This window comes from Mesorhizobium sp. M7A.F.Ca.CA.001.08.2.1, from assembly GCF_003998455.1.
Taxonomy (GTDB): Bacteria; Pseudomonadota; Alphaproteobacteria; order Rhizobiales; family Rhizobiaceae; genus Mesorhizobium; species Mesorhizobium ciceri.
This window is the reverse complement of sequence record NZ_RZPW01000144.1, coordinates 1-10,168: the sequence shown is the minus strand read 5'-3', so window position 1 is coordinate 10,168 and position 10,168 is coordinate 1. Positions and strand designations below refer to the sequence as shown.

The window sequence follows — 10,168 nt, the reverse complement described above, 5'->3', positions numbered from 1 at the left end:
GGCATCCGAGATCCTGGCGCTGGTCAGCCGCACATCTCCCCACAGCAGCGGGAACAGACGCACGCCGAAGCGCACGCGGCCGGCATCGGCCATCGGCTTGCCGTCTGATGTCTTCAAGCTGACGTCGCTGACCTGAAGCGCGATGAAACTCGAACCGTCGAGCGTGATGCGGGCAGGCCCGACCGCGACATTGACATCGACGCCCGCCAGTTTCTCAAGCGCCGTTTCCGCCTCGGCGCGAAGCCGGTCGGCTCCGATGCCGGAGGCGCCAACCAGATAAACGAGCACGGCGGCCAGCAGCACGAAAGCGACCAGACCGGCGAACAGTCGCGACAGGATGCGAAAACCGCGTCCGATCGACGCCTGACCAAGCGGCGGCACACGGCAGGCGGACGGAAAGGTCCCCAGGTCGGTGATCTCATCACGCCTGAACCGGATCTTCTCGTGCTGCGGTCGCTCCTGATCCACGCAATTTTCCGTTGTACGAACTCGATCGTGGACGAATCCCCGTCCGACACTATATCGGTGTGGCTTCGCGCGTAACCTCAAACAAGGGCATCGGTATGGCTGACCTCGACGTAGGCGATCTTGCGCCGCAATTTGACCTGCCGCGGGACGGCGGCGGATCGGTCAGCCTTGCCGCATCGTCCGGCAAGCCCATCGTGCTCTATTTCTATCCGCAGGACGACACAACAAGCTGCACGCAGGAGGCGATCAGCTTCTCGCAGTTGAAGCCGGAGTTCGAGAAGGCCGGCGCCGTGGTGATCGGCCTGTCGCCCGACCCCGTCAAGAAGCACGACAAGTTCAAGTCGAAATACAATCTCACCATCGACCTCGCCGCCGACGAGGAGCGCAAAGTGATCGAGGCCTACCATCTGTGGGTCGAGAAATCGATGTATGGCCGCAAGTATATGGGCGTCGAGCGCGCGACCTTCCTGATCGGCCGCGACGGACGGATCGCCAGGATTTGGCGCAAGGTCCGCGTCAAGGGCCATGCCGAAGAGGTACTCGAGGCCGTTCGAGCGCTTTGAGGTTTGCCGGCGAGGCTGGCCCAGGTTCCCTTGCAACCTTACGCACGCCTGGCGGGCAATCGCTGTGAGCAAGCTATCGCTGCAAGCCTTTGTTAACCCTAATAATGTGTAATCAAGCTGTCGTGGTGTCGTAAACGAAAGCTTGGTCCCGTGAACGCAACCGGTCAGTCCGCAGTCTTCGGCAAGCGTAAGGAGCCCCATACGGTCATCATCGCCCGGGGCAACGAGATCAGGCATTTTACGATCCGACCGTGGCTGGCGGCCTTTATCGGCTCGGCGCTGGCCGCCATTGCCGTCGGCTACCTCATGGCCACCTCCTATCTCGTGCTGCGCGACGATTTGATCGGCGCCACAACGGCGCGTCAGGCGCGCATGCAGCAAGCCTATGAAGATCGCATTTCGGCGCTTCGCGCCCAGGTCGACCGCATCACCAGCCGGCAGTTGCTCGACCAGCAGCTGATGGAAACCAAGGTCAGCGAACTGCTTGAACGCCAGAGCCAGCTGAGCCAGCGTCATGGCCGCCTTGGTCCGCTGCTCGAACGCGCCGAGAGCGAAGTCGGCGCAGCGCCGGCCGAAGATCCGGCAGCGGCTGCGAAGCCGGACAAACGCGCCGAAGTGACCGGCAGCATCAAAGAGCCCGCGCGGAATTATGCGGTCGCCAGCCTGAGCGCCGATCTCGGCGCCGGCGACACAAGGCCGTTCTCGCTGTGGTCAACCCGCTCCGATCCGCTGCCCAATGATTCAGCCGCCGATCGTGCCGACAAGCTCTTCGTCTCGATCAACCAGTCGTTGAAATCCATCGAGAGCGATCAACTGACCCGCATCAGCACGCTTGCCGACAATGCCTATAAGAGCGCCGATGCCATCACCCAGGCGCTCGAGGCGGCCGGACTGCCCGTCGACAGCGACTTCGGCAAGGGCGACAGCGACGTCGGCGGACCGCTGATCCCGCTCGACAGTTCGATGATGTTCGACAGCAAGGTCAAGGAGCTGGACGAAGCGCTGGACGCGCTCGACCATCTCAAGAAAGAAGCGCGCCAGCTGCCGCTGACCAATCCGGCTCCGGGTCACTCCGTCACCAGCCCGTTCGGCGTGCGCACCGACCCTCTCCTTGGCACCGCCGCCCTGCATTCCGGCATGGATTTCAGGGCGCCGATCGGCATGGCCGCAAAAGTCACGGCGCCCGGCACCGTCACCAAGGCAGGCTGGAACGGCGGCTATGGCCGCATGGTTGAAGTCGACCACGGCAATGGTTTTGCGACACGTTACGGGCATCTCAGCGAGATCGACGTGACCGTCGGCGAGAAACTGGACGCCGGCGCCGTCATCGGCAAGACCGGTAGCAGCGGCCGCTCGACCGGCCCGCATCTGCACTACGAAGTCCGCCACAATGGCGAAGCGATCGATCCCTTGCGCTTCCTCACGGTCGGCAAGAAGGTCGCCCAGTATCTGTAAGCGATCCCAGGCTCCTGCCCCATGCGCCGATGACCATCATGATGGCTGACTAAGGGCCTCCCGTCGACAGAAACGCCGTCGCTGCCGCAACCAAGGTGGTCGCGCCGACCTTCAACGCGGCCTCGTCGATACGAAACCGGGCGTGATGGAGCGGAAAGACCGATCCGATCTCCTCGTTCCGGATTCCCAGCCGAAAATAGACCGAAGGACGTTTCTCGCTGTAGTAGCCAAAGTCGTCCGCGATCGTCCATCCGGGCGTGTTGAGGACGTTGTCGGCACCGATGCAGGCCTTGGCGCTGGCGGCAATCAGCTCTGTCATCTCGACATCGTTGACGACGCCGGGTTCGCCCTTGTGGATGTCGACCTCGACACGCGCGCCGTGGCTCGTCGCCATACCCGCGGCTATCGTACGAACGCGGTGCCAGGCCCGCTCGCGGGTTGCATCGCTGCCGCTGCGGATGGTGCCTTTCAACGTGACCCTGCCGGCGGTGACATTATATGCGTTGCCGCCATTGATGGCCGTGACGGAAATCACCAGCGGATCGTACGGATCGGTCTCGCGCGAAACGATCTTCTGCAATTCGCTCACCAGGGAGCAAGCCACGGCCAACGCATCGACACCTTCATGCGGTTTCGCCGCGTGTGCCGCCGAGCCGATGACGGCCACATCGAACGTGTCACAGGCCAGAGTGTAGGGACCGGAGCCGACGGCGATCTTGCCGGTCGGTGTGTACGGATCGACGTGGACGCAGATGGCGGCGTCGATGTCGTCGAGAAGCCCCTCTTCCACCACCCGCTTGCCGCCCGACGGTTCGTCCTCCTCCGCCGGCTGGAAGATCAGGCGAACGGTACCGCCAAAACTGTCCCGCGACTGGTGAAGATGCGCGGCCACCGCGAAAGCCATCGATGCATGGGCGTCGTGACCGCAGGCATGCATCACACCTGGATTCGTCGATGCATAATCGACACCGGACTCCTCCTCGATCGGCAAGGCATCGATGTCGGCGCGAATGGCGATCTTTCGATTTGACGGCCTGCCGGCGCCGACAATATCGACGGCAAGGCCAAAGCCGGCGACGTCGCGAATGTCGACGATTCCCTGATCCACCAGCATCTGCCTGAGGTAACGCTGCGTGCCGGCCTCCTGGTTCGAAAGCTCGGGATTGCGGTGCAGATGGCGACGGACCTCGATCATCCGGTCGAGAATTCCGGCGTCGATATCGGTCGTCACGGTTTTCGCAACACCACCCGCCGTGGCCGAACCCTCAGGATTTGACATGGATCTCTCGCGGGAACTTCGTCAGGGTCTCGTGGCCGGTTTCGGTGACCAGGATGGTCTCGCTGACCTCGATGCCCCAGCCGTCCATCCACATGCCAAGGATGGAATGAACGACGTTGCCCGGTTCAAGCACCGTCTTGTCGCCCGGCCTGAGGCTGATCGTGTGTTCGCCCCAATCCGGCGGATAGGCGACGCCGATGGAGTAGCCGATGCGCGATTCCTTCTTCAGTCCATAACGCTGGATGACCTTGCGCCAGGCAGCTTCGACCGCTTCGGCAGTCGTTCCCGGCCTGACCGCGTTGAGCACCGCGTCCATGCCCTCGATCACCGCTTTGGCGGTATCCGAGACATTTGTCGGCGTCTTGCCAAGCTGCATGGTCCTGGCGAGGCCGGCGGCATAGCGGCGGCAAACACCGGCAAGTTCCAGCGCAATCGTCTCGTTTTCTCCGAACCGCCTATCGCTCCACATGATGTGCGGCGCCGAGGCATTCTCGCCACCGAGGATTGTCGGCGGAAGTGCTGTGATGTCGCCGGCAAAATCCGGGCTGCCCGCGATCTGCGCCGCCTGGATGGCGGCGATGGCGTCGCATTCGCGAACGCCCGGCGCGATCACCTCGAAGGCTCGCGTGACGGCAGCTTCGGCGAGCGTCGATGCCTTGCGCAAATAGGCGATCTCCGGCGCCGATTTGACCGCCCGGATCCAGTTCACCAGCAGGTCGGCATCGTGCCATTTTGCATTGGGAAGTCCGGCGACAAGCCGGGCGTGCGCCTTGGGGGAGAAATAATAGGCTTCGAGTTCGATGCCGATACGGCGACTCCCCCAGCTCTTGGCGACAATCCAGTTCGCAATCCAGTCCATGGGATGGCGATCGCCTCGCTGGACATGGTCTTCCGGAAAGCCGACCACGTTTTCCGGTTTCATCCAGGCTGTCAGAAGACCGCCGGCCGCATCCATGGCGCGCCCGATCCAGACCGGCTCGACCTCCTCGATTGGAACCAGCACCATTTGCGGCGTGTAGAACGACCAGCCGTCATAACCGGTGATGTAATGCTGGTTGGCAACGTCGTTGACGACAAGAAGCTCGAGACCGCGCTTGGCCATCTCGGTGCGGATCTTGCGAAGCCGCTGTCGGTACTCGTCGCGGGCAAACGGCAATTCGATCATCTTTGCTCCATGCTTTGTCATCAACGGTCGCGGGTTCGCTCACCATTGAAGAGGTTTCGCCATGGCGGCAATCGGCCAGGGCGGCGTGTGGGCAGGTCCTGAACCGGGTACGTCCATACCCGGCCTTCCCAAGATTTGTGTTTCACTATCATTTATTTTTGAATTCCATTTGACTGAATAAATAAGCGGTGCCAAGCTATCCTCTCCTAAGGGGCGCAAGGCATGGCACTGCGGGGGACCAATCAGGAGTTCGGGCGGCCATACAACCGGCGCATCGTGCTTGAGTCCATCCGCCTGCACGGGCCGATCGCGCGCGGCGAGATCGCCCGGCGCGTCGGCCTCACCGTCCAGACCGTATCGACCATCGTTCGCGAACTGGAAGATCAGGACTACATCCTGTCGCTGCGCGAAGAGCCGAAGGGGCGCGGCCTGCCGCCGGCGACGCTCCGGATCAACCCCGAGGGCGGCTATGCCGTCGGCATCCACATCACCCCGCTTGGTATCAGCGCCGCCTTGATCAATCTGAGCGGCGACGTGATCGAGAGCATCTACCGCGAAGCGCCGAACGCGACGCCGGACCACGCCTTCGAGTTGATCGGGGCGATGGTGGTGGAATTGACCAGACTGCGGGCTGGCGGACGGGTGCTGGGCGTCGGCATGGCCCTGCCCGGCCCCTTCGACGTGGAGTCCATGAGTTTCGTGGGGCCGACCACCATGACCGGCTGGAAGGACGTGGCGCTGCGCGAACGGCTGGCGGCCTCCACCGGATTGCCGGCCTTCTTTGAAACCGATATGGCCGCGGCCGCCATGGGCGAGCGCCTCTATGGCCTCGGCGCCCAGTTTTCCGAATACTACTATCTCTATTTCGGCGTCGGCCTTGGCGGCGTCATGGTTCATGACGGCAGCGCCTTGCGCGGCGCCTGGGGAAATGCCGGCGAGATCGGACACATTCCCGTCATTCCCGGCGGCGAAGCCTGCCCTTGCGGCAACAGCGGCTGCCTCGAAAGATATTTGTCGCTCGAGGCGCTCCGGCGCTGGAACGGCAGCGAGGCCGAATGGGTGGCCGAAGTCGCGCCGATCTTTCACAACGCCGTCGCCGTCATCGAGAACCTGTTCGACCCGGAGACGGTCATCCTCGGCGGGCTGGCATCCACCGACCTGCTCGAAATGCTGGCTGGTTCGGCCGCAGGCCTGCACAACTCCGTCTCGGCCCGCAAGGACCGCACGACGCCCAGGGTCGTGGTCGCGCGCGGCGGACAGCATTCCGTGCTGCGGGGCGCCGCCGCCCTGGCGGTTTCCGGGGTTCTGTCACCTCGCTTCGGGCAGATGTTCGCGGCCGAACGCGAACGCGAGCGCGACCTTCTCAAAGGCAGGGAGATTGCGGCATGAGTGAACCCCTGCTGGTGCTCGACAACGTGACCAAGAACTATGGCGCGATCGAAGCGCTCAAGGGGATCAGCTTCTCGATCGGCAAGGGCGAGGTCGTGGCGCTGCTGGGCGACAACGGCGCCGGCAAATCGACACTGGTGAAGATCATATCAGGCGGACTGGAGCCGACATCGGGCCGCATGCTGTTCGAGGGCAAGGAATTCCTCGCCAAATCACCGGCCGAGGCCAAGGCGGCCGGCATCGAGACCGTCTACCAGGATCTCTCGCTGTGCACCAATGTCGACGTGGTCGCCAATTTTTTCATGGGCCGCGAGATCACCCGCAAGTTTCTCGGCATTCCCGTGCTTGACGAGCGCGCCATGGAAGCCGTCGTCGGAAAGGCGCTGGCCAATGCCGGCACCCGCATTCCCTCGCTGCGCGCCAATGTCGAGCACCTTTCGGGCGGCCAGCGGCAAGCCATCGAACTCAACCGCTTTGTGCACTGGGGCGGCAAGCTGGTGCTGCTCGACGAACCATTCGCCGCCCTCGGTGTCGAACAGACGCGGCGCGGTCTCGACATGATCCGCCAGGTGGCCAATCAGGGCATCGGCGTCGTCATCATCACCCATATCATGCAGCAGGCTTTTCAGGTCGCCGACCGGATCGTGGTGATCCGCCAGGGCGTCGTGGCCGGCGATGTCGCACGCAATAAAACAAGTCCCGACGCGGTGATCAACATGATCACCGGTGAGACGCTTGCCGGTGCCGGACCGACAGGCTGAGGGACAAAAGAGGGGTCCGGCTTAAGAGGAGCGAACGACATGAAGCGAATACTTCTTGCTGTCTTCGGTATCCTTGCACTGGCCTTTGCCACGCTCACGCCGGCATTCGCCCAGTCCAAGGGTATCGTCTACTATATGGTGCCGACCCTGCTGGACGAGTTCCAGACCGGCTCGGTGAGCGCGCTGGAACTGTTCCTGAAGCAGACCGGCTACGAGATGAAGACGCTGAACGCCGACAACAAGACCGACGCCCAGCAATCGCAGATGAACGACGTCATCGCGCTGAAGCCGGCGGCCATCATCCTGGCTGCAGTCGACTTCAATGCGCTGAAACCGTCCATCGAAGCCGCGCGCGCCGCCGGCATCCCGGTGGTCGAGTTCGACCGCCAGATCACCTCGACCCCGTCCGACTTCACCTCTGTCGCCGGAACGGTCGAGATCGGCTACGTCGCCGCGGATCAGGCCGAGAAGCTGCTGAAAGCCAAGAACGGCTCGGTGAAGGGCAAGGTTCTGCAGGTGCTCGGCGATCCCGGCGATCCCTACACGCTCGACATCCAGAAGGGTTTTGAGGAGAAGATGAAGGCATTTCCGGACGTCAAGATCATCTCGCTTCCGGCCATGCAATGGGAAGCCAGCAATGCCGGCACAATCGTTGCCGACCAGATGCTGGCCAACCCCGACATCGACCTGATCTTCAGCCATGCCGCGCACCTATCGGTCGCCGCCGTCGCCTCGCTCGAGGCGGCCGGCAAGAAGCCGGGCGACGTCATGCTGATGAGCTCGAACGGCGCTCCGGTCGGCCTCGACCTGATCCGCAAGGGCTGGCTCAACGCCGAAATCGAGCAGCCGCTTTACGCGCAGGCCGCGGCTGTCGCCATGTTCATGGACAAGATCGTCAAGAAGCAGGAAATCAAGCCCGGCGAATACGACGTGCTCGGCCTGAAATCGACCGTGACCAAGGAAGCCTGGGGTCCGAACATCAAGATCCCCGGTGCAGCGATCACCAAGGAAAACGTCGATAATCCGGCCTTCTGGGGCAACCAGAAGCCGCCGACGGACACCGTCAAGTCGGTCGAATAGTCATCTGAAAGCGCTCCGGGCCGTAGCGGCCCGGAGCCTGCCTTTTCACAACGCCGCGTCCGAAAGGATGCCGTGGCGAATCTGAATCCGCGCCTGAACCCGACGAAATCGAGTTGATTTCGCGGGGGCGCCAACCGGATCAACCCATGAACCCGCGCACACGCAAAGCCCTGGAGTTCGTACTCGACAACCTCGTCTGGTTCATGCTGCTGTTCGTGCTGGTGGTCTTCTCCATCTTCGTCCCGAACTACTTTCAGCTCGGCATCTTCGCCAATATCATCGAGGCTTCGAGCGTGCTCGGCGTCATGTCGATCGGCCTGGCGCTGGTGATCATCGCCGGTCACATGGATCTGTCGGTCGAATCCGTCGCAGCGCTCAGCGCCATGGCGGTCGGCATCCTGTTTTGCTCGTCGGGCATCGGCATGGGCGTGCAGCTGCATCCCGAGTGGCTGATGGTTTCGGTTTCGCTGCTGCTGGCGCTGGCAGTCGGCGGTCTCATCGGCGCCTTCAACGGCTATCTGGTGGTCAAGGTGAAGATGAGCGCCTTCATCATCACGCTGGCGTCGTACATCTGGGTGCGCGGCCTCGTGTTGGTCGTGTCGGGCGGCCGCTCGGCGCAGGACCTGGCGCCGGCCATCCGCTGGTTCGGCATCCAGCGCCTTGTCGGCCTGCCGCTCACCGCCTGGATCGCGGTTGGCTGTTTCGTGGTCTTTTCGCTGATCATGGCCAAGACGCCGTTCGGCCGGCATCTGGTGATGATCGGCGGCAACGAGACGGCGACCTTCCGCGCCGGCATCCGGGTTAACCGCAATCTCATCATCGCCTTCGTGCTCGCCGGCGCCATCGCCGGCCTCGCTGGCTGGCTGCTGGCGATCCGCACGTCGGGCGCCACCGCCAATCTCGGCGTCGGCTTGCTGTTCAACGCCTTCGCCGCGGTCGTCATCGGCGGCGTCAGCCTCAAAGGCGGCGTCGGCACCCTCCCCGGCGTCTATGCCGGCGTGCTTTTGCTCTCGGCCATCAACACGGCGATCAATTTGATGGGCCTGCCGGCCAATTTCACCCAGGTGATTCATGGCCTGCTGGTGCTGGCCGCGGTGCTGCTCGACGCCTTCAAGCAAACCATTCGCCAAAGACTCGCATGACAGGACGGCTCGCATGACAGGACGGCTAAAAGACAAGGTGGCGCTCATCGTCGGCGCCGCCCGCGGCATCGGCAAGGGCATTGCGCTCCGCTTTGCCGAAGAGGGAGCGCGGCTGGTGCTCGCCGACACCGAAGTCGAGGCCGGGCAAGCGACCGCTGGCGAGTTGGGCGTCCCCTTCATCCGCACCGACATCTCGCAAATGAGCGACGCCGAGGCCGCCGTGGCGCTGGCGCTGAAGCAGCATGGCCGTCTCGACATCATCGTGCAGAATGCCGGCATCTATCCCTGGCAGCTGATCGAGAACACCAGCGCCGACGACTGGGACCGCGTCATGGCGGTCAATCTGCGCGGCACCTTCAATGCCAGCCGCGCGGCCCTGGTGCCGATGAAGGCGCAACGCTTCGGCCGCATGCTCTACACCTCCTCCATCACCGGTCCGCATGTCACCAGCCCGGGCCATGGCCACTATTCGGCCAGCAAGGCCGGCATCAACGGCTTCATCCGCGCCGCGGCACTGGAATTCTCCGGCTACGGCATCACCGTCAACGGCGTCGAGCCCGGCAACATCCTGACCGAAGCGATCGAGCTGCATCGCGGCGAGGCGTTCATCAAGAACATGGAGGATTCCATCCCGCTTGGCCGCCTCGGCAGCCCGCGCGACGTCGCCAATGCCTTCCTGTTCCTCGCCTCGGACGATGCCAGTTACATCACCGGCACGACCATCGTCGTCGATGGTGGGCAGTTGCTGCCCGAAGGCAGCGATTTCCGGCTCGTTCCGCCATGATCATCGATTTCGGCGATGGCTTCTTCCTGCGCCAGGCGACCGAGGCCGACCATCCAGCACTTGCCATGATCTGCCTCAAGAC

The 10,168-nt window shown here is 63.2% G+C and carries 9 protein-coding genes and 1 pseudogene; 7 read left to right on the top strand and 3 right to left on the bottom strand.

Annotated features, from left to right (window positions below):
* A pseudogene (locus tag EN914_RS11425) lies at positions 1–468 on the bottom strand (hypothetical protein); the annotation flags it as partial.
* Positions 469–563: 95 nt separating this feature from the next.
* Between EN914_RS11425 and EN914_RS11420 the strand changes: the two are divergent.
* A complete protein-coding gene (locus EN914_RS11420; protein WP_023810305.1) occupies positions 564–1,031 on the top strand; it encodes a peroxiredoxin in 468 nt (155 codons plus the stop codon).
* 150 nt (positions 1,032–1,181) lie between these two features.
* On the top strand, positions 1,182–2,486 hold the full coding sequence (locus EN914_RS11415) for a M23 family metallopeptidase (RefSeq protein WP_024504580.1): 1,305 nt from the start codon (positions 1,182–1,184) through the stop codon (positions 2,484–2,486).
* A gap of 49 nt (positions 2,487–2,535) precedes the next feature.
* Here EN914_RS11415 and EN914_RS11410 read toward each other — a convergent pair whose 3' ends face one another.
* Both EN914_RS11410 and EN914_RS11405 read right to left on the bottom strand, forming a co-directional pair.
* Positions 2,536–3,765: a M20 family metallopeptidase gene (locus EN914_RS11410; RefSeq protein ID WP_024504581.1), complete on the bottom strand. Its 1,230-nt coding sequence runs from the start codon at positions 3,763–3,765 to the stop codon at positions 2,536–2,538.
* On the bottom strand, positions 3,752–4,930 hold the full coding sequence (locus tag EN914_RS11405; RefSeq protein WP_024504582.1) for a M24 family metallopeptidase: 1,179 nt from the start codon (positions 4,928–4,930) through the stop codon (positions 3,752–3,754). The genes EN914_RS11410 and EN914_RS11405 overlap by 14 nt, the downstream gene beginning before the upstream one ends.
* A gap of 222 nt (positions 4,931–5,152) precedes the next feature.
* On the opposite strand from EN914_RS11405, the gene EN914_RS11395 reads away from it, so the two are divergent.
* From EN914_RS11395 to EN914_RS11375, 5 genes are all read left to right on the top strand, one after another.
* Positions 5,153–6,319, top strand: a complete 1,167-nt coding sequence (locus EN914_RS11395) for an ROK family transcriptional regulator (RefSeq protein ID WP_024504583.1) — start codon at positions 5,153–5,155, stop codon at positions 6,317–6,319.
* Positions 6,316–7,080, top strand: coding sequence for an ATP-binding cassette domain-containing protein (locus EN914_RS11390; RefSeq protein ID WP_013532175.1), 765 nt, complete (start codon positions 6,316–6,318; stop codon positions 7,078–7,080). Before EN914_RS11395 ends, EN914_RS11390 begins: the two co-directional genes overlap by 4 nt.
* Before the next feature lie 39 nt (positions 7,081–7,119).
* Positions 7,120–8,160: a sugar ABC transporter substrate-binding protein gene (locus EN914_RS11385; protein WP_013532176.1), complete on the top strand. Its 1,041-nt coding sequence runs from the start codon at positions 7,120–7,122 to the stop codon at positions 8,158–8,160.
* Positions 8,161–8,306: 146 nt separating this feature from the next.
* Positions 8,307–9,302 carry an ABC transporter permease gene (locus EN914_RS11380; RefSeq protein WP_024504584.1) on the top strand — a complete coding sequence of 332 codons (996 nt, stop codon included), beginning with the start codon at positions 8,307–8,309 and terminating at the stop codon, positions 9,300–9,302.
* Between the two features lie 13 nt (positions 9,303–9,315).
* Positions 9,316–10,086 (top strand): SDR family NAD(P)-dependent oxidoreductase, encoded by a 771-nt coding sequence (locus tag EN914_RS11375; protein WP_013532178.1) that lies wholly within the window; start codon positions 9,316–9,318, stop codon positions 10,084–10,086.
* Positions 10,087–10,168: the final 82 nt, after the last annotated feature.

Bases quoted from the DNA above. Each gene is read 5' to 3' on its own strand.
- EN914_RS11385 (WP_013532176.1), top strand. From the start codon at position 7,120: ATGAAGCGAATACTTCTTGCTGTCTTCGGTATCCTTGCACTGGCCTTT.
- EN914_RS11375 (WP_013532178.1), top strand. From the start codon at position 9,316: ATGACAGGACGGCTAAAAGACAAGGTGGCGCTCATCGTCGGCGCCGCC.
- EN914_RS11405 (WP_024504582.1), bottom strand. From the start codon at position 4,930: ATGATCGAATTGCCGTTTGCCCGCGACGAGTACCGACAGCGGCTTCGC.
- EN914_RS11395 (WP_024504583.1), top strand. From the start codon at position 5,153: ATGGCACTGCGGGGGACCAATCAGGAGTTCGGGCGGCCATACAACCGG.
- EN914_RS11380 (WP_024504584.1), top strand. From the start codon at position 8,307: ATGAACCCGCGCACACGCAAAGCCCTGGAGTTCGTACTCGACAACCTC.
- EN914_RS11410 (WP_024504581.1), bottom strand. From the start codon at position 3,765: ATGTCAAATCCTGAGGGTTCGGCCACGGCGGGTGGTGTTGCGAAAACC.
- EN914_RS11390 (WP_013532175.1), top strand. From the start codon at position 6,316: ATGAGTGAACCCCTGCTGGTGCTCGACAACGTGACCAAGAACTATGGC.
- EN914_RS11420 (WP_023810305.1), top strand. From the start codon at position 564: ATGGCTGACCTCGACGTAGGCGATCTTGCGCCGCAATTTGACCTGCCG.